We start from the raw sequence: 24,354 nt of genomic DNA, 5'->3' as shown, positions 1-24,354 counted from the left end.
CCGTTATCCGACTGAATATATAAGGATATGAGAGCGCCGCGTCCAGAGGGGGTGCGGTGGATTAACGCCCGATATTGGCCGGATCGGGTGGGGGTGACATGCGTACACCCCGCGTGCACCCCCCGTACACCGCCGCGGCGCGGCATCGGGCGGCCCAAAAGGGTTAACGCGCGCCGCGTGACGTTGCGTTCCCAGGGGTCACTTGCTGGTGCGCCGCCGCCGCACGGGTTCGGGGCGCACGCGGGCCTCGATATCGTCGTAGAGCATCCCGACGATGTTCTTGCCGGTGGACTTCTCGATGCCTTCCATCCCGGGCGAGGAGTTGACCTCGAGCACCTTGGGCCCGGCTTCGGCCCGCAGAAGATCCACGCCCGCCAGCCCAAGCCCGAAGGCGCGGGCGGCGCGCAGGGCGGTCTCGCGCTCGGTCTTGGTGATGCGCACGGACTTGGCCGAGCCGCCGCGGTGCAGGTTGGAGCGAAAATCGCCTTCCGCCCCGGTGCGTTTCATCGAGGCGACGACCTTGCCGCCGATCACGAGGCAGCGGATATCCTCGCCCGCGGCCTCCTTGACGAAATCCTGTACGAGGAAGTTAGCCTTGAGGCCGCGGAAGGCGTCGATCACGGACTCTGCCGCCTTCTTGGTTTCGGCCAGCACGACGCCCTTGCCTTGGGTCGATTCCAGCAGTTTGACGATCAGGGGCGCGGTGCCGACGAGACCGATCAGGTTGCCGGTGTCCTGCGGCGAGGCGGCGAAGGCGGTGTTGGGCATACCCACCTTGGCGCGGGCCATGAGCTGATGCGCGTAGAGCTTGTCGCGGCTGGACGAGATCCCGGCGGAGGGGTTCACGCAATAGGTGCCGATGGTTTCGAACTGGCGCACGACGGCGGCACCGTACGAGGTGATCGAGGCGCCGATGCGCGGGATCACGGCATCGTAGCGGGGCAGGCGCTTGCCGTCGTAATGCACCTCGGGCGCCAGCGTGTTGATCGCCATGTAACAGCGGGTGGTGTTGATGACCTCGACGGAATGGCCGCGCTTTTCGCCCTCTTCGACGAGGCGGCGGGTCGAATAGTTGTCTTCGCGCGACAGCACCGCAATGCGCAAGGAGCGGTTGGGCTGGGCCTCGCGCATCTTCTTGGTGTGGTAGACGTCGTAGTTGAGCTCGGGCTGAAGGAAGCGGTCGGTGGCGACGATCGAGATGTGATCCTTGAGCGCGGTGCGGCCCAGGAGCATCCGGCTGTTCATGGTGGAGCGGTTCGTGAGCGTGATCTCGATGGGCCAGGACTGGCCCGAGACCTCGAGCTTGCTTTCGATGACGTAGCGCAGTTCCTTCTCGCCGTTCGAGGACGCCACCTCGCGCCGGTCGACGATGGGGGCCGAGCAGGGGATCACGAGGTCGTCGCGGCCCGGGATCGGGTGGACCGTGAACCGGACCTTGGGTTTGGAGGAGGGGCCGAAGGTTTCGATGTCGAAGGCGTGAAGCGCCGAGGTGCGCGCCCCGGTGTCGACCTTGGCTCGCAATGCCGGCACCCCCAGTCCGGGCAGGGAAATCCATTCTTCCCAGCCAAAGTTCAGGATCTCGGGGCTGTCGGCGGAATTTGTCATGTGGCGGCCTTTTCGTAGTGGATCGGTCGACGGTGGAACTGCAAGTTTCACCACGTAATCAATGTCGGCACAAGGTCACGGCAGGATGACAGCGCCCGCGTGGCGCGGGGCATGTCTGCCGGGGACGGCGTGATTACTTGTTGATGTCTTCGTCGAAATAGCGGGTCTGGTCGTCGGAGGCGCGGAAGACGCGGCGCAGTATCAGCCATGCAACCAGCGAGATCGCCGCGAAGAGCGCGATGAGCGTCGGCGGCATGAAAGGGCCGAGCAGGGCCACCAGAAGCGCCATGACTGCGGCGCCCGCGGCGATGCCTAGGAAGATATAGCCCGGCATCAGCAGTTCGAGAATGGCGATGGCCAGCGCGGCGCAGAGCCAGACCCACCAGTGCGACAGCAGGTCGATCATGGCTTGCCCTTCAACATGGTGAAGGCGTTGGCGAAGGCCTCGACCGCGTGGGCGGGCACGATCACGGTCTGCGAAGACGGCCCCTGGCCCAGGGCGTTGAGCGCCTCGACCTGTTTCAGGGCGACTTGGTATTGCGCGGCCTCCAGCCCGTTATCGGCGATGGCGCGGGCCACGACGCCGGTGGCATAGGCTTCGGCGTCGGCCTGGATGCGGCGGGCCTCGGCGGTTTTCTCGGCGGCGTAGAGATCGGCGTCGGCGGCCAATTCGACGGCGCGTTTCTTGCCCTCGGCCTCGGTCACCTGGGCGCGGCGGGCGCGTTCGGCGTTGAGCTGTTGCAGCATGGCTTCGCGCGTGGCCTGGTCGAGGTTGACATCGAGGATCTCGGCCCGGGTGACCTCGATCCCCCAGTTGTCGACGGCGTCCTCGACATGTTGCTTGATCGTGTCGATCAGTTGCGAGCGGTTGGCCTGCACGTCGTCGAGATCCATCTTGCCGATCTCGGCCCGGACGATCCCGGCGACAGTGGTGGCGATGGCGGCGTCCACATCGCGGATGCGGTAGACGGTCTTTTCGGGGTTGGTGATGCGGTAGAAGACCGAGGTTTCGACCTCGACCAGCACGTTGTCGCGGGTGATGGCGTCCTGGCTGGCATTGGGCAGCTGGCGTTCGAGGATCGAGACGCGGTGCCGGATCTTGTCGAGGAAGGGCACGATGAAGTTGATCCCCGGCCCCAGCACCGAGCGCAGGCGGCCAAAGCGTTCGACCACGTGCTGTTCGGATTGCGGCACGATCTTCACGCCCTGGAAGATCACGATGAACAGCAAGAGCGCGAGCAGGATGTAGGACAGGTTGGACGAGAGCAGGTCGATAATCTGGTCTTCGGTCATCGGGATCCCCGTTGAAAAGGTCCCGGCTTAATAGGGCCGTGACGCGCGCCAATGCAAGGCTTTGGTGGCGGTGCCGGGCGCGCGGGATCAGCTGTCAGGATAATCCTGCGCCGGGCCTTGCGGCAGGAAGGGCTTGCCGGTTTCCTGTTCAAGCTCGGCGGCGCGGGTCAGCAGGCGCTCACGGCAGGCGGTTTCGAGATCCCAGAAGGTGGACTGGTCGGGCGTGGGCAGGGCGAAGAGGACCTTCTTGCCGAAGACGTCCTGATCCTCGACCCAGACGCCGGCGTCGTCCTTCGATCCCAGCGTGCCGTCGTCGATTTCGTCCATGATCTGGAAAAACGCCGTGCGCAGGGCCGACACATCGGCGGTCTGGGCGAAGGTCAGGCGGATGGGCCGGGTCATTTCGCGGTCGCCGGCGGAGAGGTTCTCGAACGGATGTTTGACGAAATGGCTGACCGGCACGATGAAGCGGTTGCCGGTCCAGATCGCCAGCTGGACATAGGTGAAATGGATGCGCTCGACGGTGCAGAAGCGGTCCTCGAAGATGATCTGGTCGCCGATCCGGGCCGAGCGGTTGAGCGCGATCTGCACGGCGGCCAAGAGGTTGCCCAGCACCTCGCGGGCGGCGAAACCCAGCACGATGGTGATCGCACCGGCCCCGGCCAGCAGGGTGTAGCCCACCGAATTGAACACCTGGACAGAGCTGAGCAGGGTGACGGCGCCGACGATGATCGCGAGGATGATGACGAACTTGCGAAAGCCCGACAGCATCGTGGCCATATTGCGGTAATGCGCGTTGCCCGGGATCGCAAGTTCCTCGGGGCTGTTGAGGCTGACGCGGTCGAAGATCTCGTCGGCGACGCGCACGGCGGCCAGGGCGAAGCCGGTGACATAGCCCAGAAGGACCAGGGGCCCGACAATGACGCTGATCGGGCCGGTGACCACCAGCAGGCGGTTGGTGGCAAAGCCGATGACCGCGGAGACGACGACGATCGTGGCGGGCAGGCGGAAGGCGCGGACGCAGGCCTGCACGATGCGGCGGCTGGAGAATTGCCCCAGCCAGCCGACGATGCGGTAAGCGATATAGCCCAGCAGGAATGCGATGACGGTGATGACGGGCAGCACCAGCCATTCCCAGACATACATCCCGAAGGGACCGCGCTCGCGCGCCCACGGGGGCATCGCCATTTCAAGCTCGGTCGGCTTGAACCGGTCGTAGAGGCGGGGAATGTCGCGCACGCTTTGCCGGGAAATGACCCAGGCAACCTCGCCGTTGGTGGACCTTACGCGGTTGATCCGCAACGGTACGGGCCGCTGGTCGAGCTCCAGCGTGCTGAGCAGGATCGACCGGCGGGTCCGGCCGGTTCCTGGATCTTCCTGCGGGCCTTCGAGCCAGCCATCGGGCCGATCCGAGAGGTCGGACCACGGGATCAGGATCTGCCGGTCGATGACCATCTTGAGTTCGCGCGCGAGTTCGGCGCCGCGATTGGCCTGCTGTTCGACTGGAAAGTCTGTCAGGTCAAGAAGGTGGGCCGCCGCGCCATACTGGTCCTCGGCCAAAAGCGCGAGCAGGCTTTCCATCGTGGCGCGGGGCGTGTCGCGATTGATCCTGTCGGGCATGTCCGGCAGGCCGGGGTTGAGGAAGTCGACCTCGAAATAGGGCTCTTCCTGCGCTGCGCCCGGCAGGGCAAGGCACATGGCAAAGAGCATCGCGCCGAAAAGAACGCGCAGCGGGGCGGCGATGGCTGTCATATGGCTGGTCACATGTCCCGTCTTTTATTTGCAGTCTAACCGACCGGGTGGCTTTTGGTTCAAAAACTTATCCGGGGTCAAGGCGGGGGACGGGCGCGCGCGATGGATTGAAGCTTTTGCCAGAGGCGTTATGGAGGGCGCAGGATGAGAGGACGGTAACATGACGCAGGGTTTCGCTTTCGAGCTGGGCGCAACGGACGGGCAGGCGCGGACGGGGGTGATCCGCACGCCGCGCGGCGACGTGCGCACGCCCGCCTTCATGCCGGTGGGGACCGCTGCCACGGTCAAGGCGATGATGCCTGAAAGCGTGCACGAGACCGGGGCGGATATCCTTCTGGGCAACACCTATCACCTGATGCTGCGCCCCACGGCAGAGCGGATCGATGCCCTGGGCGGCTTGCACCGGTTCATGAACTGGGAGCGGCCGATCTTGACGGATAGTGGCGGGTTCCAGGTGATGAGCCTGGCGGGGTTGCGCAAGCTGACCGAGGCGGGCGTGACGTTCAAAAGTCATATCGACGGGTCGAAACACGAGCTGACACCCGAACGGTCGATGGAGATCCAGCGCCTGTTGGGCAGTGATATTGTGATGTGTTTCGACGAATGTCCCGCGCTGCCGGCGAGCGATGACGAGGTGGCGCGGGCGATGCGCCTGTCGATGCGGTGGGCCGCGCGGTCGAAGGATGCGTTCGGGGACCGGCCGGGGCACGCGCTGTTCGGGATCATGCAGGGCGGCGTGACGCAGGAATTGCGCGAGGAAAGCGCCAGCGCGCTGGTCGAGATCGGCTTTGACGGCTACGCCATCGGCGGGCTGGCCGTGGGCGAGGGGCAGGCGGCGATGTTCGGCGTGTTGGACTATGCCACGGGGTATCTGCCCGAGGACAAGCCGCGTTACCTGATGGGGGTGGGCAAGCCCGACGACATCGTGGGCGCGGTGAAGCGCGGCGTGGACATGATGGACTGCGTGCTGCCGTCGCGGTCGGGGCGGACGGGGCAGGTCTTTACCCGGCGCGGCGTGCTGAACATCAAGAACGCGCGGCACCAGGACGACCCGCGCCCGCTGGACGCGGCCTGCACCTGCCCGGCGTGCCGGAAGTATTCGCGCGCGTATCTGCATCACGTATTCCGCAGCCAGGAGATCATCAGTTCCATGCTGCTGACCTGGCACAACCTGCATTACTATCAGGAGATCATGGCGGGGATGCGCGCGGCGATTGCCGCCGGCCGGTTCGACGCCTGGGAGGCGGCGTTTCATGCGCAGCGGGCAGAGGGCGATATCGCGGCGATTTGACTGGCTTTACCGACGCTTAGCCAGAGCACTGTTTTTCAGCCCCAAACTGTTTCCCAAATGGCATCCGAATTTCCTAGGTGATGGGCGGATTTTCGCTTATAATGATTCTACTATTTTAGAAAGTGAACGATATTACAATGACTTACGCTGCCTTTGCCTTTAGCTGGATGTCCGTCGCGCTTTTCGCGGCAATACTGCTCGCGTGACGCGAAAAGCGCGACGCGCATCCTTCTTTCCACGAAAAGGACCGGTCCCGCGAATGGGGCCGGTACACCATATTTGAACCCATCGGCGGTAGAACGCGACCCAGAGCCATCACGACACTGTGACAGACTGGGAGCAATGAGATGACATATGCCGCATTCACGTTCAGCTGGGCCTCGGTGGCGGTTCTGGCCGCGCTGCTTTTGGCATGATGCCGGGGGCGTCGGCCCACAGTGGCGTCACGCCGGGAAAAGACGTCGACGCAGCCCTTTGGACCCGATTTGGCGCGCTGTTTTTTCGAACGGCGCAAAGACAGCAAGGCCAGCCGGTTGGAACGCAAGCAGGCCAAGCTTCGTGGTCCTTCCGTTAAGAACGGGTATATTTGGTGCTTGTGCCCATCCGTGGCGCAATGCATTCTTGCCGCGACCCCTCCTGGGGCCGAGGTTGAAACTGTGCCGAAAGCGCCCAGATTAACCTTATCGAAACGGAGAAGGCCGGTGGTTGCCGCCAAGTCGGGACCGGAGCCTTCTTGCCAATACAGGATACCGAGAATGCAAGATCCCCTTAACGCCTCTTACCCCGTGCTGCCGCTGCGCGACATCGTGGTGTTTCCGCATATGATCGTGCCGCTTTTCGTGGGGCGCGAAAAATCTGTCCGCGCGCTAGAAGAGGTGATGCAGGACGACAAGCAGATCCTGCTGTCGAGCCAGATCGACCCGGGCGAGGACGATCCGGCGGCGGACGGGATCTACAATTCCGGCGTGCTGGCCAATGTGCTGCAATTGTTGAAGCTTCCGGACGGCACCGTGAAGGTGCTGGTCGAGGGCGTGGCGCGGGTGAAGATCACCGAGTACCTGGAAAACGAGAATTTCTTCGAGGCGCGCGCCGAGTACCTGACCGAGATGCCGGGCGATGCCGCGACCATCGAGGCGCTGTTGCGCACCGTGTCGGACGAGTTCGCGCGCTATGCCAAGGTCAAGAAGAACATCCCCGAAGAGGCGCTGGCCGCCGTGACCGAGGCCGACGATGCCGCCAAGCTGGCCGACCTGGTGTCGGGGCATCTGGGCATCGAAGTGGCGCAGAAACAGGAATTGCTGGAGACGCTGAGCGTCAGCGAGCGGCTTGAGAAGGTTTACGGCCTGATGCAGGGCGAGATGAGCGTTCTGCAGGTCGAGAAGAAGATCAAGACGCGCGTGAAGTCGCAGATGGAGCGCACCCAGCGCGAATATTACCTGAATGAGCAGATGAAAGCCATTCAGAAGGAGCTGGGCGATGGCGAGGACGGCGAAGGCGAGATTGCCGAGCTGGAAGAGCGCATCGAGAATACCAAGCTGTCGAAGGAAGCGCGCGAGAAGGCCGAAGGCGAGCTGAAGAAGCTCAAGAACATGAGCCCGATGAGCGCCGAGGCCACGGTGGTGCGCAACTACCTGGACTGGATGCTGTCGATCCCGTGGGGTGTCAAATCCCGCGTGAAGAAGGATCTGAGCCGGGCGCAGGACGTGCTGGATCACGACCATTATGGCCTTGAAAAGGTCAAGGAGCGGATCGTCGAGTACCTCGCGGTGCAGCAACGCTCGAAAAAGCTGAAAGGCCCGATCATGTGCCTTGTCGGTCCGCCGGGCGTGGGCAAGACATCCTTGGGCAAATCGGTTGCCAAGGCGACGGGGCGCGAGTTCATCCGCATCAGCCTGGGTGGTGTGCGCGACGAGTCCGAGATCCGCGGCCACCGCCGGACCTATATCGGCTCGATGCCGGGCAAGATCATCCAGTCGCTGAAAAAGGCCAAGACGACGAACCCGCTGATCCTGCTCGACGAGATCGACAAGATGGGTCAGGATTTCCGGGGCGACCCCGCCTCGGCCATGCTGGAGGTGCTGGACCCCGAGCAGAACGGAACATTCGTGGACCACTACATGGAGGTCGAATACGACCTGTCGAACGTGATGTTCCTGACCACGGCGAACTCCTACAACATGCCGGGGCCGCTCTTGGACCGGATGGAGATCATTCCGCTGGCCGGCTACACCGAGGACGAAAAGCGCGAGATCGCCAAGCAGCACCTTCTGGCCAAGCAGATCAAGAACCACGGTCTGAAGCAGAAGGAGTTTAGCCTGGACGATACTGCCCTGACGGCGATCATCCGGCATTACACCCGCGAGGCGGGCGTGCGGAACCTGGAGCGCGAGATCAGCAAGGTGTGCCGCAAGGCGCTGACCAAGATCATCAAGAAAGAGGCCGAGCGCGTCGACGTGACCGCCGAGAATATCGACGAGTTCCTGGGCGTGAAGAAGTTCCGCTATGGCCTTGCCGAGGAGAAGGACCAGGTGGGTGTCGTCACCGGGCTGGCCTATACGTCGGTGGGGGGCGAGCTTCTGAACATCGAGGCGCTGCGCCTGCCGGGCAAGGGCCGGATGAAGACCACCGGCACGCTGGGCGACGTGATGAAGGAATCGATCGACGCCGCGTCAAGCTACGTGCGGTCAATCAGCCCGCAGATCGGGGTGAAACCGCCCCGGTTCGAGAAGTGGGACATCCACGTGCACGTGCCGGAGGGCGCGACGCCCAAGGACGGGCCCAGCGCGGGTCTGGCGATGGTGACGTCCATCGTGTCCGTTCTGACCGGCATCCCGGTGCGCAAGGACATCGCGATGACGGGCGAGGTTACGCTGCGCGGCAACGCGCTGGCCATCGGCGGGCTGAAGGAAAAGCTGTTGGCGGCGCTGAGAGGCGGCATCAAGACGGTGCTGATCCCGCAGGAGAACGAAAAGGACCTGGCCGAGATACCGGACAACGTGAAAGAGGGGCTGGAGATCATCCCCGTGGAACACGTGAGCGACGTCCTGAAACTGGCGCTGGTGGACACGCCCGAGCCGGTGGAATGGGACGAAGCGGCCGAAGAGGCTGCTGCCGCGGAAGCGGCGCGCAAGTCCGGCGAGGACGGGGCGGGGGCCGTGACCCACTGACCTCTGTCACGCAGAAACACGAAAGGCGCCCGCAATGCCGGGCGCCTTTTTCGATACAGGACTGAGATCCTCGGCGGTCGGCTAGGGCGGTGCATCAAGAGATCTTGCGGCAAGGCCATGGACCGGGGCCGTGCCGGCCCGGTCCGGGCCAATCGTCGGACGAGATGAGACCGGCCGCGAGGCGCTGGGGTTTTGAGACGTGCTTTGGTCCGGCGACGCTCAGGCGTTTTGCCTTTGACCTTAGCCATCCGCGAGAAGCGTGCGCCGCGTGCCGCGGGGTTTCACGGCAAGCTGCACATCGGGTCTGTCGCCAAACGCTTTAAAACGCGCCGCCGGCGATCGCGATCATGAACACGGAGATCAGCGTGATCATCAGGATATCGACCTTGGCGGTGGAATCCTCGACCGCGGCGTCCATGACGATCTGTTGATCCAGAACGGGCTCGGACAGGGTTCCGGCGATGGCGGGTTCGATCACGATGAGCGATGCGAAGGCGACTGCGGCAATGAATTTGGTCACTTTGTGATCCCCAGTTTGCATAACGCCAAAAGTTATGCGTCGAAGACGGTCAAAGGTCAACTCGGCGGTAGCATTCGCCGCATTTTAGGGTATCGTGTGGCAAAACTTCATGGAAAGAGGCCCAAAATGGCGTCGCGCAGTACGGCAAGTTCTAAATCTGATGCATCCACCAAGGAAACCGCGGCCAGGGCCAAACCGGACCTGGAAGTGGTGACCGAAACCTCGGGGGCCGATATCCTGTCGACCGAGCTCAAAAAGTCCGAGCTGTTCCAGCTGGTCGCGGACCGGGCCGATCTGAACAAGAACAAGGTCAAGCCGGTGGTCGAAGCCATGCTCGAAGTGCTGGGCGAGGCGCTGGCAGAGGGGCGGGAGCTGAACCTCAAGCCGTTCGGCAAGGTGAAGATCAACCGGCAGAAGGATACCGGCAACGCGCGCGTCACGGTGGCGAAGATCCGTCAGCCCAAATCGAACGGCGCCGCGACCGAAACCTGACGCCGCCGGAGCAAGGCGCGGCGGTGTTTCGCGACGTCGATTGTCCTCGGAAATTCCGTGCAGCTTTGCTATTGCACCAGTGCCAAAGGGGCGCTAAACAGCGGCCTCGGCGGGCGATTAGCTCAGTGGTAGAGCGCTTCGTTCACATCGAAGATGTCAGAAGTTCGAATCTTCTATCGCCCACCATTTTTCCCAAAGCGACCGTCCCTGTCAGAGCGTCGCCATCCGCCAGATGCCGAAGCTGATGACCATGAGGGTCACGACCACGACCGCGGGCCAGCTCCAGCCCGGCCAATGGGCGGGAAAGCGGCGGCGCAAGACCTGAAGCGACGTTCCGAGAAACCACGCGAGGCTGAGCGCCAAGAGCATCAGGAAAACCCTGATCTGCATCCTGTCGTCGCCGTGCGCACCGAGCCCGAGAAGATCGAGTGAGTGGACCAGCCAGAGGCACACCAGCACACCCGCCGCGATCAGCCCGGCCACGAGCGCCCGACGCCCATGGGGAAGCAGGGCCAGACCGAGGAACAAGGCCGCCGGAACGGCAAAAGCCACGAGAGAGAGTGCCATGAAATCGCGCCACTTGCGGGTTTTCGGTGCGCAAGGCTAGCCGCGACAGCGCGGGTTTCGACACCTGTTTCTTCGCACAGGCCTGCCGATTCACGTGGTCTGTTGCGCCAAAACAGCGCTCAGACGACAGGTGTGCGCGCGCGCGCCCGGCGTTGCCGGCCATTAACACGACCGACGCGTTTCACGACGGGCTGCGGTTCGAGGTGCATCGCCAATTGCTTTATGCATCTTGCAAGGCGACAACGCTGTTGCTAGAGGAAGCCGGCAGGGGCGGTTAGCTCAGTTGGTAGAGCGCTTCGTTTACACCGAAGATGCCGGGGGTTCGAGTCCCTCACCGCCCACCATGCTTTCCTGCATATCGGCTGGTTCGGAGACTGTTTCGGCAGAAGAAACATTCCGTTTTTAAGGATCGGAGTCATTCCAACCTGCATAGCGTGCTGTTAACCATGTCTTGCAGCCGGGCCAAACCCGGCGCGGGACAGACGGTTCACTCGGGGGAATGCAAAGCCAGATGCTGAATTCACTTGACGTGATCAAGGTGGGCGGCGCGTGCGTCGCAGGATTGGGCCGGAACGGGTACCGCATCGAGACGGTGTCGGACTTCGACGAAATGGAGCAGTTGGTGCGCGCGCACGGCAAGACCAGCGTGACCGCGAAACTGTCGGCGCATTACAACGACTTTACCGAAAACTCTGGCTTTTGGCTGGTTCTGTGGGAAGGCGAGACGTTCGTCGCGGCGGTCGCCACGCGGTATGACAATGTCGGCCGCGAAAGCATGGGCGATTACATGCGCCGCACGATGCGCCGGCACTATCCGCACCCGTCCGGCGAAACGCTGACCGCGTTCACCACCGCGCTGCCGCCGGGCTTTCACGGCCGCATGGCCTATATCGGAGAGCTGTTCGTGGCCCCCGGTCAGCGCGGGTCGCGGCAGCGACTGCGCCACCTGATGATCTTGCTGCATTGCTGCATCGCCAGCAAATGGCCGGTGGACTGGACCTATGCGATGATGCGCGACCGCGATGTCATGGCCGGGTTCGCCACGACCTATGGGTTCACGGTGCAGGTGCCGGGCGTGGCGAAATGGGCCGATCCGCCGCCGCCGGGACGCGGTGACAGCGAGTGGCTGGTGGCGTTGTCATCCGAGCATCTCGCCCACATGATGGCGTATTACGCCGGCTCACTCGAGAGCTTGTGAATAGTTCAGCACGTACTTGTTGTTGTAGGCGTCGCGCACAGGCAGCAGCAGCCGCTTGTAAGTAAAGCGCAGCGGGAAGCTGTGGCCGGGCAGCATGACGTCGATCTCTTCGATCGTCAGTTTCGGGTCGCCCTTGGTGGTCTCGACATGGGCGAGGCGGACGCTTTCACACAGCTTGTCGTCGAAGGTGGTGAAAAGATATCGCAGATGCTCGGCCGTCTGGATGCCGAAGCTTTCGGCGGCCAGGCTTTGATGTCCGATCTTGTAGGGCTCGGGCAGGCGGGAATGCTCGTCGGGGGCCAGGTAGAGGTCGACATGCTCGCTGAGCGTGTCGAAGTTGGTCAGCACGCCGCCCTGCTGATGCCACCATGTCAGGACGTCATCCAACAGCGGGCGCGCGCCGCGTTGCGACAGCTTGCGATGCGCCTCGCGGGTGACGGAAGTCAGGATGCGTTCGGCCTGGGCGGAGACGATGCGGTTGTCGATCTCGCCGCCCGCCAGGGTGATCTGGTCGTTGAGGCCCGCGATCTGGTTCGGCGTGATGCCGAGGGCCGAGCAGATTTTCACGACACTGGAATAGCCCGGATCACTTTTCGAAGACAGCAGGTTGGAGATATAACGCTCGCCCTGGCCGATCTCGAGCGAGAGGCCTTTGTAATCGTAGGAAGAACCTTTGATGTAGGTCTTCAGTCGGTCGTGGAAATCTAACACTGGTCAGTAATCCTGTTTTACGGACTAATAGTCATTTATAAGAGGCATTTTGCTTTTTCGTCAAATAGCCTTTGACCGGTCCTCAGTAAAGGATCTTAAAGGCGTCTTGCGGTATGCCTGCACATGAATCGCACGAAAAACACTGTTTCCGTAACGTTCAGGATCCTGCTTTCTGCGGCTTTTGGCGGATGGCAAAATTCCTCATGATTTGACGCGGTGACCGCTTGACGGGGCGGGCCGTGCCGCCTAAACAGCACCTCACGCTCGGGGCATGGTTCCGGGCCTGCAGCGGGCGGTTGTAGCTCAGTTGGTTAGAGTACCGGCCTGTCACGCCGGGGGTCGCGGGTTCGAGCCCCGTCAACCGCGCCACTGCTGCAGAACATTACGACCTTTGCGCGGTTGTAGCTCAGTTGGTTAGAGTACCGGCCTGTCACGCCGGGGGTCGCGGGTTCGAGCCCCGTCAACCGCGCCACGTCCTTCCTTACAGTCAGTCAAAGAATTTGCGCAGCGCCGTGATCGTCGGCTCGGGCGCGGTGTCGATGAAGAAATGCCCGCCCGGAACGGTACCTGCTTGCATGTCGGCGCATTTCGCCGCCCAAGTGGCCGGCACGTCGTAGTGGCGGGCCATCGCCCCGTTGCGACCGTAGAGAATCAGCGTGGGGCAGGCGATGCGGGCGCCCAGATCGGCGGCATCGTGGTGCACGTCATGGGCGATGGCCGCGCGGTAATCGTTGCACATGCCGCGGATGGTGTCGCGGTTGCGCCAGCTGGCGCGGTAGGCGGCCAGTTGATCCGGGTCGAAATCTTCGAGGGCGGCGGCGCCCCAGCCGGTCAGGCACGAATGAAAATAGGCGTCCGGGTCGGCGGCGATCATGTCCTCTATCAGGGCGCCGGGCTGGGCGAGGAAGAACCAGTGGTAATAGCTCTGCGCCACGTCCATCCGCAATTCCGTCAAGAGCGTGTGGGTGGGGACGATGTCCATCAGGCATAGACGGGTCACGGCGTCGGGCGCGTCGAGGGCAAGCCGGTGCGCCACGCGACCGCCCCGGTCATGGCCCGCGACGGCAAAGCTGTCGTGGCCCAGATGGGACATCAGTGCAACTTGATCCCGTGCCATTTCGCGAAAGCTGTAGGCGGCCACATCCCGAGGTTTGCCGCTGTCGCCATAGCCGCGCAGGTCGGGGCAGACGACCGTATGGGTCTGAGCCAGCGCCGGGGCCACGCGGGCCCAGAGCGCGCGGGTCTGCGGGAAACCGTGCAGAAGCAAGAGCGGCGGGCCAGCGCCGCCGATGCTGTAGGCCATTCTGGTGCCGTTCACCTGCGCGGTGTCGTGGCGAAAGCCGAGGATGGGCATGGCTTAGCGCGACAGCCGGTCGAGCACGCGCGCCCAGCTGCGGATGCCCTTGTGGAAGCTTTCGACGTTGTATTTCTCGTTGGGCGAGTGGATGGCGTCGTCTTCCTGGGCAAAGCCGATCAGCATGGAATCAAGTGACAGGATTTCCTTGAAGAAACCGGCGATGGGGATCGAGCCGCCCATGGCGTTAAAGACCGCCTCCCGGTTCCATTCATCGGACAGCGCCTGGCGGGCGGCCTCGAATTCGGGACGGTCGATGTTCATCTTTGCCGCGGGCGAGCCGTCGAGGTCGTCGTTCCAGGTGACGCGGGCGTCGGGCGACAGGCGGTCCTCGACATGTTTGCGGATCTTCACGCGCAGGGCGTCGGGGTCCATGTCGTCGACCAGCCGGCAGGTCAGCTTGCAATGCGCCTCGGCGGGGATGACCGTCTTGGTGCCCGCACCCTGGTAGCCGCCCCAGAGCCCGTTGATTTCCAGCGTGGGCCGGGCCCATTGCTGGACGAGGGTGCTGTAGCCCTCTTCGCCATGCGCCTGGGTGAAGCCGACCGAGGACAGGTATTCCTTTTCATCGAAGCCGCAGCTTTCCCACTGGCGCAGAAGCTCGGCCGGAACCTCTTGCACCCCGTCGTAGAAGCCGTCGACGGCGACGCGCCCGGTGTCGTCGTGGAACGAGGCGATGAGACGCGAGATTTCCCGCAGCGGGTTCAGGGCCGGGCCGCCGTAATGCCCCGAGTGCAGGTCGATGCGGGGGCCGTGGATTGTGAACTCGTCCTTCATCATGCCGCGCAGCTGCGAGGCGATGGACGGCACGCCGGGGGCCACCATCGAGGTGTCGCAGATGAGCGCAAGATCGGCCTGAAGCTCTTGGGCGTTTTCCTTCATGAACGGGATGAGCGAGGGCGAGCCCGATTCCTCTTCGCCCTCGAAGAAGAAGGTGATGCGGCAGGGCATCTCGCCGGTGACATGCTTGTAGGCGCGGCAGGCCTCGACGAAGGTCATGAGCTGGCCTTTGTCGTCCGAGGCGCCGCGGCCGCGGATGACCTTGCCGGCGGGCGTGTCTTCGATCTGGGGATCGAACGGGTCGGTCTTCCACAAGTCGAGCGGATCGACGGGCTGGACGTCATAGTGGCCGTAGAACAGAAGGTGCGGGCCAGTGCCGCCCTTGGGGCCATCGACATGGCCCACGACCATGGGATGGCCGGTGGTGGGGCGCTTCTCGGCCTTGATGCCGAGGCTTTGCAGGTCGGCGACCAGCCAGTCGGCGGCCTTGTCGGTGGGTTGTTTGAAGGCCGGATCGGTGGAGATCGAAGGAATGCGCAGAAGGTCCTTCAAACGGTCCATCGCGTCGGGCAACTGGGCGTCGATACGGGTGAGAATGGCGTCGAGGGACATGCGCGACCTCCGGTCTTTGGGGGAAATGTTGGCGCGACCCTAGCATCGCGCGCCGCGCTGTCCAGCGGGTTCGAGGGGGCCATGCCGTTGCGACCAAAGGAGGGGCCGAGGTGTGGTTGCCAGCCGGGGAGGGGCGTGGCAATTTGTAACCTGTTGCGCGGGAAGCCTTAAAACTATATCCGGCGCACCAAGGCGAAGCTGAATGCCTCCGTGCCGTGCCTCGTCAGACTGCCAGGAGGAGATCCGCGTGGATTATACTGCCAAGCTCGATGCCGCACTCAGCCGACTGCACGAAGAAGGACGGTACCGTACCTTCATCGATATCGAGCGGACCAATGGCCAGTTCCCGCACGCGACGTGGAAGCGCCCCGACGGGGTGGAGCAGCCGATCACGGTGTGGTGCGGCAATGATTATCTTGGCATGGGCCAGCATCCGGTCGTTCTGAAGGCGATGCACGAGGCGCTGGACGCCACCGGCGCAGGCTCGGGCGGGACACGCAACATTTCCGGCACGACGGTCTATCACAAGCGGCTGGAGGCCGAGCTGGCGGACCTGCACGGCAAGGAAGCGGCGCTGCTGTTCACCTCTGCCTACATCGCCAATGACGCGACATTGTCCACGCTGCCGAAACTGTTTCCGGGGCTGATCATCTATTCGGACTCGCTGAACCACGCCTCGATGATCGAGGGGATCCGCCGCAATGGCGGGGCCAAGCGGATCTTCCGGCACAACGATCTGGACCACCTGCGCGAGATGATGGCGGCGGACGATCCCGACGCGCCCAAGCTGATCGCCTTCGAGTCGATTTATTCGATGGACGGAGATTTCGGGCCGATCGAGGCAATCTGCGACATTGCCGATGAATTCGGCGCGCTGACATATCTCGACGAAGTGCACGCGGTGGGCATGTACGGCCCGCGCGGCGGCGGGGTGGCCGAGCGCGACCGCCTGATGCACCGGATCGACATCATCAACGGCACCCTGGCCAAGGCCTTTGGCGTGATGGGCGGCTATATTGCCGCCAGCGACAAAATGTGTGACGCCATAAGGTCTTATGCGCCGGGCTTCATCTTTACCACGTCGCTGCCGCCGGCGGTTGCCGCGGGCGCTGCGGCGTCGGTCGCGCATCTCAAGCGCGATCAGGCGTTGCGTGAACAGCACCAGACTCAGGCGAGCATCCTCAAGCTGCGTCTGAAGGGGCTGGGACTGCCGATCATCGACCACGGCACGCATATCGTGCCGGTGATCGTCGGGGATCCGGTCCATACCAAGCAACTGTCGGATATGCTGCTGGACGGGTATGGCATCTACGTGCAGCCGATCAATTTCCCGACCGTACCCCGCGGCACCGAGCGTTTGCGGTTCACGCCATCGCCCGTGCATGGCCCGCGCGAGATGGACCATCTGGTTAATGCAATGGATGAACTTTGGAGCCATTGCGCGCTGAATCGTGCCGAATTAACTGCGTGACCTCGCCAAAGGTGCATTGTTTCTTGCGCTGTGGTAAAACAGCGTAAAGAAGAAGGGCAGCGCGCGAATCGGACAGCCCGCACCAGCGGGGATCGCGCGCAAGGACAGCGCAGGCACGAAGTTAGAGGGCAGAACCTGATGATAGGGTTCCGATCCAAGCGGACTACGGAAGAGCATGACGTCGAGCCGCGCGGCTTTGACGCGTTCGAGTTGCGCCTTGGCGATCTTATGCGCGGCGAACGGGCCACCATCGGTAAATCCCTTCTGGATGTGGAGCGCGAGCTGCGCATCAAGGCGTCCTACATCGCTGCCATCGAGAATTGCGACCCCGATGCGTTCGACACGCCCGGCTTCATTCCCGGCTACGTGCGCTCTTATGCGCGCTATCTGAACATGGACCCGGACCGGGCTTTTGCCGGGTTCTGCGCTGAAAGCGGCTTTTCCATCGCGCACGGCATGTCGGCCGAGGCCAGCAGCATCCGGCGCCCGGATGCCGGCCCGCTGCGCCGGACGCCGCGCAAGGAAGACCCCATCGCGCTGCCCAAGACGCCGTTCGTGCCGGCCACGGAGTCGTTCCTGGCGCGGATCGAACCGGGCGCGATCGGGTCGGTCATGGTGCTGGCCCTGCTGATCGGCGGGCTGGGATACGGCGGATGGAGCGTGCTGAACGAGGTGCAGCGCGTCCAGTTCGCGCCGGTCGAGAACACGCCCGCGGTTCTGAGCGACCTCGATCCTCTGGACGGGGCCGTACCGGCCTCGGGCCGCGACGATGAAACGCAAGAGAACGACCCTGCGACGACCGAGTCGGTTTTCAACGCACCGCGGGACGAGCGACTGGATCGGCTTTACCGTCCCGAGGCGCTGGAGGTTCCGGTGATGGTCGCACGGGATGCGCCGATCTCGACGCTGAACCCGGCGGAAATGGGTGCGTTCAGCGGCGATCTGCCGGACGCGGACCGGAGCTCGCCCGATTATGCCACGGCCACGGCGGGCGCGGCCCAGGTTGCCGAAGTTCAGGAGCCTCAGGATCAGCCGCGTCAAAGCCCGCAGGTTCTGGCCGATCAGCCGGCAGGCGTGAAGATGGTCGCGGTGCGCCCCGCGTGGGTGCGCGTCCAGGCCCCGGACGGCAGCGTTATCTATGAGACGATCATGAATGCGGGCGACACGTGGGATGTGCCCGTGATGGAAGGCGCCCCGACGATCCGGATCGGCGAAAGCGGCGCGATCTATTTCGCGGTGAATGGCGTGCATCATGGCCCCGCAGGACAGCGTGGTCAGGTCACGTCGGGCCTGCCGCTCGATTCCCAGATGCTGGCCGATGCCCTGCCGGTGGCAAATCTGGACGCGGACCAGGACCTGTCGCGCTATGTCGCCGAGCTTGAGGCCGACGCGGTCACCCCGATCCAGGAGTGAGCGGGTTTCCTTGGGGAAACAGAAGCGACCGCATTGTCATCCTTGCTGTGCCTGCTTAGGTTCGGGATGAAACCCGACACCGCCCGAAAGCGATGAGATGTCACTGAACCACATTCGCCCCTGGCGTAACATTTACCGTCGATCCAGCCGCCGTATCATGGTGGGCGACGTCCCCGTGGGGGGCGATGCGCCGATCAGCGTGCAGACGATGACCAACACCGCGACCACGGATATCCGGGGCACCATCGCGCAGGTCCAGGCCGCGGCGGATGCTGGGGCGGATATCGTGCGGATATCGGTGCCGGACGAGGACAGTTCGAGGGCATTGAAGGAAATCGTCCGCGAAAGCCCGGTGCCAATCGTGGCGGACATCCATTTCCATTATCGCCGTGGGATCGAGGCGGCCGAGGCGGGCGCGGCCTGCCTGCGGATCAACCCCGGCAATATCGGCAGCCAGGATCGCGTGCGCGAGGTTATTCGCGCGGCGCGCGACCACGGTTGTTCGATGCGGATCGGCGTGAACGCCGGGTCGCTGGAAAAGCACCTGTTGGAGAAATACGGCGAACCGACGCCCGAGGCGATGGTGGAATCCGGGCTGGACCACATCAAGGTGCTGGAAGACAACGATTTTCACGAGTTCAAGATCAGCTGCAAGGCGTCCGATGTCTTTATGGCCGCCGCCGCCTATCAGGCACTGGCCGAGGCGACCGATGCGCCCATTCACCTTGGGATCACCGAGGCGGGCGGCCTGACCTCGGGCACGATCAAGAGCGCGATCGGTCTGGGCAACCTGCTATGGATGGGGATCGGCGACACGATCCGCGTCAGCCTGTCAGCCGATCCGGTCGAAGAGGTCAAGGTCGGCTATGAAATCCTGAAATCGCTGGGCCTGCGGCATCGCGGGGTCAACATCATATCCTGCCCATCCTGCGCGCGGCAGGGCTTTGACGTGATCAAGACGGTCGAGGCGTTGGAAGAACGGCTGGAGCACATCAAGACGCCGATGAGCCTGAGCATCATCGGATGCGTGGTCAACGGGCCGGGCGAGGCGTTGATGACCGATGTGGGCTTTACCGGCGGCGGCGCGGGCAGCGGTATGGTCTATCTGGCCGGGAAGGCCAGTCACAAGATGTCAAACGACCAGATGATCGAGCACATCGTCGAGGAGGTCGAGAAGAAGGCCGCCGAGCTGGAAGCCGCGGCGGCGGCAGACCCGCACGCCGCGGAATAGTTTTTTATCAAGGGCTTACGCGAGCGTCTTCACGCGATCATCCGCCGTTGCGGATATCTTCGGCGATCAGTTCCATCTCGGCCTGCGGGACGTAGCCGCGCAGCATCTGGTTCTCCATCACGAAGGACGGCGTGCCGGAAATCTGAAGCGCACGGCCAAGCGCGTGGTTGTCTTCGATCACTTCGGTGACGTCCGCGCTGCCCATTTCCGCGATGATCTCGTCAACCGGAAGCTCCAGCGGTTCGGCGATCCGGCGCAGCGCGGGTTCGGTGATGTCGCCGGAATAGGCGATCAGCGCTTCGCTGACGGAATGATAGGCCTCGTCCCCGGCCACCTGCCGCGTGGCGATGGCAAAGCGCGAGGCGGTGACTGACTGTTCGCCGAGGATCGGAAACTCCTTCAGCACGAACCGGATGTTGCCGTCTTCTTTCAAAAGGTTGGTGACCTCGGGGTGGGCGCGTTTGCAATAGCCGCAGCGATAGTCGATGAATTCCACCAGCGTGATGTCGCCCTCTGGATTGCCGCCGACCCAGGAGCGGTCGTCGTTGAAAAGCGCGTCCGCATTGGCCGCGACAAGGTCCTGGTCATTCTGCGCCTGCGCGGCGGCCTCGCGCTGTTCCAGCACTGCGACGGCCTCCATGATCACTTCGGGATTTTCCAGAAGATAGGCCCGGACCTCTTCGCGGAAAGCCTCCCGCTCGGCATCGGACATGGCGTCGAGGTCGAGCGCGGCAAGGGGTAGGGCGCAACTCAGGGTGAGGGCGGTCGCGGTCACAAGGGGGCGGATCATCCGGGGCTCTCCTGTACAAAAGACGTGGCATGTGTCGGGTTTCGCGGCGGCAACGTCAAGGCGATAGCGGCCCGTTCGCCTGATCGTGATGAGCACGCGCGGGTGGCCTTATGGTTTCGGACGCACCGTCAAAGCAGAAAAAACCGGGCTGTGGGAATCGGCGGGGCTGGTGTAGACTGGCACGTAACAAGACCGATGAAAGCGGCAGAGCAGTATGATCCGGGTTATCCTGAGTTTGATGATGTGCCTTTGGGCGGCCTGTGCCAGTGCGCAGTCCTTCGGCGGGCTGGCGCGTGTCGACATGGAGGGCTCGCGCCTGTCGGACACGCGGCAGGGGCTGATTCTGGAACTTGCGTTGAGCCAGGGCGTGCCGTGGCGGGTGTTCACGCTGGATGCGCCGGAACGACTGGTCGTGGATTTCCGCGAGGTGGACTGGCGCGGTGTGGACGGCACGCTGCTCGACATGGCCGAGCGCGCGCGTGAGGTGCGCGTGGGATCGTTTCAGCCCGGCTGGTCGCGCATGGTCGTGGCGCTGGCGGGGCCCTATGGGATCGAGGGCGCCGACATGGCGCTGGACGCGGAAACCGGCACCGCACGACTGGTGATCGAGATGGAGGGTGTCTCGGCAGAGGCGTTCGCCGCGGCCTCGGGCGCGCCGGACCTGCCGGGCTGGGATGTGCGCAAGGCGTCGGATCTGGAGCGCGCTGAAAAGGATGCGGACAAGCCCTTTACCGTGGTGATCGACCCGGGCCATGGTGGGATTGATCCCGGCGCCGAAAAGGATGGCCTGACGGAAAAGGACCTGATGCTGGCGTTGGCGCGGGAAATGAAGGATGTGCTGTTGCGCGACGCCGATATCCGGGTCGTTCTGACGCGCGAGGACGACAGTTTCGTTTCACTGGAGCGGCGCGTGGCCATTGCGCACCAGGTCGATGCGGACCTTTTTCTGTCGCTGCACGCCGATGCGCTGAGCGAGGGGCGGGCGCATGGGGCGACCGTCTATACCCTGTCCGACAGCGCGTCCGACAAGGCGTCCGAGGCGCTGGCCGAACGGCATGACCGGGCCGATCTTTTGGCCGGGATAGACCTGACCGGCTCGGACGACGTGGTGGCCGACGTGTTGATGGACCTCGCGCGGCTGGAGACACAGCCGCGTGCGGGGCAGCTTGCCAAGGCGATCCAGCTGGGCATTCGGGAAAACGACCTGCCGCTGAATTCGCGCCCCATGCGGATGGCCGGTTTCTCGGTGTTGAAATCGCCGGATATCCCGTCGGTCCTGCTGGAGGTGGGCTTTCTGAGCTCAGACCGGGACCGTGCGAATATCGCCGACAAGGCCTGGCGCGACCGGATGGCGCAGGCGGTCAGCGATGCGATTGTCGCCTGGCGGCTGGCCGACGCGGCCAATGCCGAACTGGTGCGGCAATGAGGCGCCTAAGGCGAACCCGCGCGGGAATGTGTTTTGACGCGCCCTGCGGCCCCGCTTATATGAAGGCGACTGCGAAAGGACCGTTATTTTGTTGAGACCCATCACCACATTCCTGGGCACCATCTTTAGCCTCGTGACGCTTGTCGTCGTGGTGATCGCGCTGTCGATCGGCGCGGTGTTTCACATCTATGGCAAGGACCTTCCCAGCCACGAGAGCCTGGCGAATTATACCCCGCCGACGATCAGCCGGATCTATTCGGGCGAGGGGCGGATCATCGACGAATTCAGCCGCGAACGGCGGCTGTTCACCCCGGCCGAGGATATTCCCGACCTGGTGAAACAGGCCTTCATCTCGGCCGAGGACAAGAACTTCTACAGCCACGCAGGCTATGACGCGCGCGGCATCGCGGCGGCGGTCGTCGAGGCGGTGCGGTCGCGCGGGCGCAACGTGCGTGGCGCGTCGACCATCACCCAGCAGGTGATGAAGAACTTCCTGCTGTCCGGGGATCGCCGCATCGAGCGCAAGATCAAGGAAATCATCCTGGCCACGCGGATCGAGGAGACGCTGAGCAAGGAAGATATCCTTGAACTTTACATGAACGAGATCTTCCTCGGTCAGAACTCCTATGGTGTGACGGCGGCGGCGCAGACCTATTTCAACAAGCCGCTGCGCGAGCTGGCCCCGCACGAGGCGGCGTTCCTGGCGTCGATGCCGAAGGCGCCGTCGGATTACCATCCAGTGCGCGAGAGCGAGCGGCTGCTGACGCGCCGCAACTTCGTTCTGAAAGAGATGTACGAGAACGGATACATCGATAAAGCGAGCTATGAGACCGAGGTGGCGCAGCCGCTGAGATCCGTTCAGAACGGCGATTTCGAACCGTTTTCGGCGCAGTTGCCGCCACGCGACTATTTCACCGACGAGATTCGCCGCCAGTTGAGCCAGGATTTCGGCGAGGGCGAGTTTTTCTCGGGCGGGCTGGCCGTGCGGGCCACGATCGACCGCGAGTTGCAGGACATTGCCGCCGAAGCGTTGCGCGAACAGCTTGAAATCTATGACCGGGGTACAGGTCGTTGGCGTGGTACGGGCAAGACCCTGCCGGAGGAGGCGCTGGCAAGCGAAGAGACCTGGCGCGCGGCGCTGGCCGACACACGCGTGGCCCGCGATATCAAGCTGGACGGCACGTGGTACCCCGCCGTGATCCTTGAGATCGGGGACCAGCAGATGCGCCTTGGCATCGAGGGTGTCGAGGAAACCGACGCCGAGCCGCATGTGGTGCCGCGCGAAGACATCGCCTGGCTGCCCGGCAATTTCCAGGAAACCTTTGAGCGCGGCGAGATCGTGCATGTGCGACGCATGACGGCCGACAGCGATGGCAGCTTTATCCGCTGGACCTTGCGGCAGGTGCCGCAGGTGCAGGGTGGGTTCGTGGCGATGGACGTCAACACCGGCCGCGTGCTGGCGATGCAGGGCGGGTTTTCCTATCAGCATTCGGTCTTCAACCGCGCCACGCAGGCCAAACGCCAGCCCGGGTCGAGCTTTAAGCCGTTCGTTTACGCCTCTGCATTGGACAGCGGCTATACGCCGGCGACGATCGTCGTGGACGCGCCTATCGAGATCAATACGCCGCAGGGGCTGTGGCGGCCCAAGAACTCGTCGAACAAGTTTTACGGCCCGACGCCGCTGCGAACGGGGATCGAGCAGTCGCGGAACCTGATGACCATCCGGCTGGCCGAGGAGGTCGGGATGGAGACGGTGGCGAGCTATGCCGAGAAATTCGGTGTCTATGACAACATGAAGCCGTTTCTGGCAAACGCCCTGGGCTCCGAGGAGACCACGCTTTACAAGATGGTGGCGGCCTATTCGATGTTCGCCAATGGCGGTGAGCGGGTGCAGCCGACGCTGGTGGACCGGGTGCAGGATCGTTACGGGCGCACGGTTTACCGTCACGACACCCGCGATTGCACCGACTGCAACGATCCCGGCATCCCGCGGTCGCGCGGCCCGCGGATCGTGTCCGACCGCGAGCGCGTGATGGACCCGGTCACAGCCTATCAGCTGACATCGATGATGAAAGGCGTGGTCGACCGGGGCACGGCGCGCGGCGCGATCAACCTGCCGGTGCCGATTGCCGGCAAGACCGGCACCACCAACGATGCGCGCGACGTTTGGTTCGTGGGCTTTTCGTCGACCATCGCGGCGGGCTGTTACATCGGCTATGACCAGCCGCGCGGCATGGGGCGCAGCGCCTATGGCTCGTCCATGTGCGGGCCTGTCTTCCAGGCGTTCATGGAAAAGGCGATCCAGAAATACGGCGGCACGGAGTTCAAGGTGCCCGAGGGCTGCGATTTCATCAACATCGACCGCTATTCAGGCTCGCGCCTGCCCGACGGTGCCTCGGGCGCCAATGTGGTGTCGGAATGTTTCCGCGAAGGCGAAGACCCGCTGTTCGGGATCATGTTCGACGGCGGCTATGCGATGGGCGGGGATTTCGACCTGTTCCAGGCCGGCGAGACCGAGCAGGTGCGCGAGGTCACGACCTCGACCGGGAACAAGGCGCAGGTGGGACAGAAATCCAGCTTCGGCAACATGAGCTCGGGCGGCCTGTACTGACGGGCCGTCCTGCCGCGTCGCGAAGGTGCGCGTGATCTTGTCCGCGGCGAAGGGCCTTGATATCACCAAG

General features: G+C 63.6%; 19 protein-coding genes and 4 tRNA genes. 13 read left to right on the top strand and 10 right to left on the bottom strand.

Features of this window, described 5'->3' with window-relative positions; all coding sequences use genetic code 11:
• Nucleotides 1–198: 198 nt before the first annotated feature.
• The 4 genes from rimK to XM53_RS13050 all read right to left on the bottom strand — a co-directional run bounded on the left by rimK (nt 199) and on the right by XM53_RS13050 (nt 4,662).
• Nucleotides 199–1,605: a 30S ribosomal protein S6--L-glutamate ligase gene (gene rimK / locus XM53_RS13065; protein WP_057793998.1), complete on the bottom strand. Its 1,407-nt coding sequence runs from the start codon at nt 1,603–1,605 to the stop codon at nt 199–201.
• A gap of 133 nt (nt 1,606–1,738) precedes the next feature.
• A complete protein-coding gene (locus XM53_RS13060) occupies nt 1,739–2,011 on the bottom strand; it encodes an NfeD family protein (protein WP_057793996.1) in 273 nt (90 codons plus the stop codon).
• Nucleotides 2,008–2,898: an SPFH domain-containing protein gene (locus tag XM53_RS13055; protein ID WP_057793994.1), complete on the bottom strand. Its 891-nt coding sequence runs from the start codon at nt 2,896–2,898 to the stop codon at nt 2,008–2,010. Before XM53_RS13055 ends, XM53_RS13060 begins: the two co-directional genes overlap by 4 nt.
• An 87-nt stretch (nt 2,899–2,985) precedes the next feature.
• On the bottom strand, nt 2,986–4,662 hold the full coding sequence (locus XM53_RS13050) for a mechanosensitive ion channel family protein (RefSeq protein WP_236544490.1): 1,677 nt from the start codon (nt 4,660–4,662) through the stop codon (nt 2,986–2,988).
• A gap of 148 nt (nt 4,663–4,810) precedes the next feature.
• Between XM53_RS13050 and tgt the strand changes: the two genes are divergently transcribed.
• Together tgt and lon are read left to right on the top strand one after the other, a co-directional pair.
• Nucleotides 4,811–5,941, top strand: a complete 1,131-nt coding sequence (tgt, locus tag XM53_RS13045) for a tRNA guanosine(34) transglycosylase Tgt (RefSeq protein WP_057793990.1) — start codon at nt 4,811–4,813, stop codon at nt 5,939–5,941.
• A gap of 755 nt (nt 5,942–6,696) precedes the next feature.
• The gene (gene lon / locus XM53_RS13040; protein ID WP_057793988.1) at nt 6,697–9,108 is read left to right on the top strand and encodes an endopeptidase La; all 2,412 of its coding nucleotides are present in this window, start codon (nt 6,697–6,699) and stop codon (nt 9,106–9,108) included.
• A 319-nt stretch (nt 9,109–9,427) separates the two neighbouring features.
• Here the strand turns inward: lon and XM53_RS13035 are convergent, their stop codons facing one another.
• Nucleotides 9,428–9,628 carry a hypothetical protein gene (locus XM53_RS13035; protein WP_144435529.1) on the bottom strand — a complete coding sequence of 67 codons (201 nt, stop codon included), beginning with the start codon at nt 9,626–9,628 and terminating at the stop codon, nt 9,428–9,430.
• A 126-nt stretch (nt 9,629–9,754) separates the two neighbouring features.
• Between XM53_RS13035 and XM53_RS13030 the strand changes: the two genes are divergently transcribed.
• Both XM53_RS13030 and XM53_RS13025 read left to right on the top strand, forming a co-directional pair.
• Nucleotides 9,755–10,120 (top strand): HU family DNA-binding protein, encoded by a 366-nt coding sequence (locus XM53_RS13030; protein ID WP_082630998.1) that lies wholly within the window; start codon nt 9,755–9,757, stop codon nt 10,118–10,120.
• A gap of 111 nt (nt 10,121–10,231) precedes the next feature.
• Nucleotides 10,232–10,306: transfer RNA gene (locus tag XM53_RS13025), tRNA-Val, on the top strand.
• Nucleotides 10,307–10,330: 24 nt separating this feature from the next.
• Here the strand turns inward: XM53_RS13025 and XM53_RS13020 are convergent.
• On the bottom strand, nt 10,331–10,687 hold the full coding sequence (locus XM53_RS13020) for a hypothetical protein (protein ID WP_057793984.1): 357 nt from the start codon (nt 10,685–10,687) through the stop codon (nt 10,331–10,333).
• Between the two features lie 268 nt (nt 10,688–10,955).
• Between XM53_RS13020 and XM53_RS13015 the strand changes: the two genes are divergently transcribed.
• A tRNA-Val gene (locus tag XM53_RS13015) sits at nt 10,956–11,031 on the top strand.
• Between the two features lie 167 nt (nt 11,032–11,198).
• A complete protein-coding gene (locus XM53_RS13010; RefSeq protein ID WP_144435528.1) occupies nt 11,199–11,885 on the top strand; it encodes a hypothetical protein in 687 nt (228 codons plus the stop codon).
• Here the strand turns inward: XM53_RS13010 and XM53_RS13005 are convergent.
• Nucleotides 11,868–12,596: a helix-turn-helix domain-containing protein gene (locus XM53_RS13005; protein WP_057793980.1), complete on the bottom strand. Its 729-nt coding sequence runs from the start codon at nt 12,594–12,596 to the stop codon at nt 11,868–11,870. The two genes, XM53_RS13010 and XM53_RS13005, sit on opposite strands and share 18 nt — an antisense overlap.
• A 292-nt stretch (nt 12,597–12,888) precedes the next feature.
• Between XM53_RS13005 and XM53_RS13000 the strand changes: the two genes are divergently transcribed.
• Both XM53_RS13000 and XM53_RS12995 read left to right on the top strand, forming a co-directional pair.
• Nucleotides 12,889–12,965 (top strand) — tRNA-Asp (locus XM53_RS13000).
• Nucleotides 12,966–12,991: 26 nt separating this feature from the next.
• Nucleotides 12,992–13,068: transfer RNA gene (locus XM53_RS12995), tRNA-Asp, on the top strand.
• A 15-nt stretch (nt 13,069–13,083) separates the two neighbouring features.
• Here the strand turns inward: XM53_RS12995 and XM53_RS12990 are convergent.
• Together XM53_RS12990 and XM53_RS12985 are read right to left on the bottom strand one after the other, a co-directional pair.
• Nucleotides 13,084–13,950 carry an alpha/beta fold hydrolase gene (locus XM53_RS12990; RefSeq protein WP_057793979.1) on the bottom strand — a complete coding sequence of 289 codons (867 nt, stop codon included), beginning with the start codon at nt 13,948–13,950 and terminating at the stop codon, nt 13,084–13,086.
• A 3-nt stretch (nt 13,951–13,953) separates the two neighbouring features.
• Nucleotides 13,954–15,342: a dipeptidase gene (locus tag XM53_RS12985; RefSeq protein ID WP_057793977.1), complete on the bottom strand. Its 1,389-nt coding sequence runs from the start codon at nt 15,340–15,342 to the stop codon at nt 13,954–13,956.
• Nucleotides 15,343–15,589: 247 nt separating this feature from the next.
• On the opposite strand from XM53_RS12985, the gene hemA reads away from it, so the two are divergent.
• The 3 genes from hemA to ispG all read left to right on the top strand — a co-directional run bounded on the left by hemA (nt 15,590) and on the right by ispG (nt 19,457).
• Nucleotides 15,590–16,813, top strand: a complete 1,224-nt coding sequence (gene hemA / locus XM53_RS12980; RefSeq protein WP_057793975.1) for a 5-aminolevulinate synthase — start codon at nt 15,590–15,592, stop codon at nt 16,811–16,813.
• 138 nt (nt 16,814–16,951) lie between these two features.
• A complete protein-coding gene (locus XM53_RS12975; protein ID WP_057793973.1) occupies nt 16,952–18,226 on the top strand; it encodes a helix-turn-helix domain-containing protein in 1,275 nt (424 codons plus the stop codon).
• 97 nt (nt 18,227–18,323) lie between these two features.
• Nucleotides 18,324–19,457, top strand: coding sequence for a flavodoxin-dependent (E)-4-hydroxy-3-methylbut-2-enyl-diphosphate synthase (gene ispG, locus XM53_RS12970; protein ID WP_057793971.1), 1,134 nt, complete (start codon nt 18,324–18,326; stop codon nt 19,455–19,457).
• 37 nt (nt 19,458–19,494) lie between these two features.
• Here ispG and XM53_RS12965 read toward each other — a convergent pair whose 3' ends face one another.
• A complete protein-coding gene (locus tag XM53_RS12965; protein WP_057793969.1) occupies nt 19,495–20,247 on the bottom strand; it encodes a DsbA family protein in 753 nt (250 codons plus the stop codon).
• Between the two features lie 214 nt (nt 20,248–20,461).
• Here XM53_RS12965 and XM53_RS12960 point away from each other — a divergent pair, with 214 nt between their 5' ends.
• Complete coding sequence (locus XM53_RS12960) at nt 20,462–21,673, top strand: N-acetylmuramoyl-L-alanine amidase (protein WP_057793967.1); 1,212 nt, start codon at nt 20,462–20,464, stop codon at nt 21,671–21,673.
• 88 nt (nt 21,674–21,761) lie between these two features.
• On the top strand, nt 21,762–24,284 hold the full coding sequence (locus XM53_RS12955) for a penicillin-binding protein 1A (RefSeq protein WP_057793965.1): 2,523 nt from the start codon (nt 21,762–21,764) through the stop codon (nt 24,282–24,284).
• Nucleotides 24,285–24,354: the final 70 nt, after the last annotated feature.

The organism is Roseovarius atlanticus (assembly GCF_001441615.1).
Taxonomy (GTDB): domain Bacteria; phylum Pseudomonadota; class Alphaproteobacteria; order Rhodobacterales; family Rhodobacteraceae; genus Roseovarius; species Roseovarius atlanticus.
The sequence above is the reverse complement of the archived record's forward strand: the minus strand, read 5'-3'. Positions and strand labels throughout refer to the sequence as shown.

Excerpts from the sequence above, each read along its gene's own strand:
- ispG (WP_057793971.1), top strand. The coding sequence starts at position 18,324 with ATGTCACTGAACCACATTCGCCCCTGGCGTAACATTTACCGTCGATCC.
- rimK (WP_057793998.1), bottom strand. The coding sequence starts at position 1,605 with ATGACAAATTCCGCCGACAGCCCCGAGATCCTGAACTTTGGCTGGGAA.
- XM53_RS13055 (WP_057793994.1), bottom strand. The coding sequence starts at position 2,898 with ATGACCGAAGACCAGATTATCGACCTGCTCTCGTCCAACCTGTCCTAC.
- XM53_RS12965 (WP_057793969.1), bottom strand. The coding sequence starts at position 20,247 with ATGATCCGCCCCCTTGTGACCGCGACCGCCCTCACCCTGAGTTGCGCC.
- XM53_RS13020 (WP_057793984.1), bottom strand. The coding sequence starts at position 10,687 with ATGGCACTCTCTCTCGTGGCTTTTGCCGTTCCGGCGGCCTTGTTCCTC.
- XM53_RS13030 (WP_082630998.1), top strand. The coding sequence starts at position 9,755 with ATGGCGTCGCGCAGTACGGCAAGTTCTAAATCTGATGCATCCACCAAG.
- XM53_RS13010 (WP_144435528.1), top strand. The coding sequence starts at position 11,199 with ATGCTGAATTCACTTGACGTGATCAAGGTGGGCGGCGCGTGCGTCGCA.
- XM53_RS13060 (WP_057793996.1), bottom strand. The coding sequence starts at position 2,011 with ATGATCGACCTGCTGTCGCACTGGTGGGTCTGGCTCTGCGCCGCGCTG.
- lon (WP_057793988.1), top strand. The coding sequence starts at position 6,697 with ATGCAAGATCCCCTTAACGCCTCTTACCCCGTGCTGCCGCTGCGCGAC.
- XM53_RS12985 (WP_057793977.1), bottom strand. The coding sequence starts at position 15,342 with ATGTCCCTCGACGCCATTCTCACCCGTATCGACGCCCAGTTGCCCGAC.
- XM53_RS12975 (WP_057793973.1), top strand. The coding sequence starts at position 16,952 with ATGATAGGGTTCCGATCCAAGCGGACTACGGAAGAGCATGACGTCGAG.
- XM53_RS12990 (WP_057793979.1), bottom strand. The coding sequence starts at position 13,950 with ATGCCCATCCTCGGCTTTCGCCACGACACCGCGCAGGTGAACGGCACC.
- tgt (WP_057793990.1), top strand. The coding sequence starts at position 4,811 with ATGACGCAGGGTTTCGCTTTCGAGCTGGGCGCAACGGACGGGCAGGCG.
- XM53_RS12960 (WP_057793967.1), top strand. The coding sequence starts at position 20,462 with ATGATCCGGGTTATCCTGAGTTTGATGATGTGCCTTTGGGCGGCCTGT.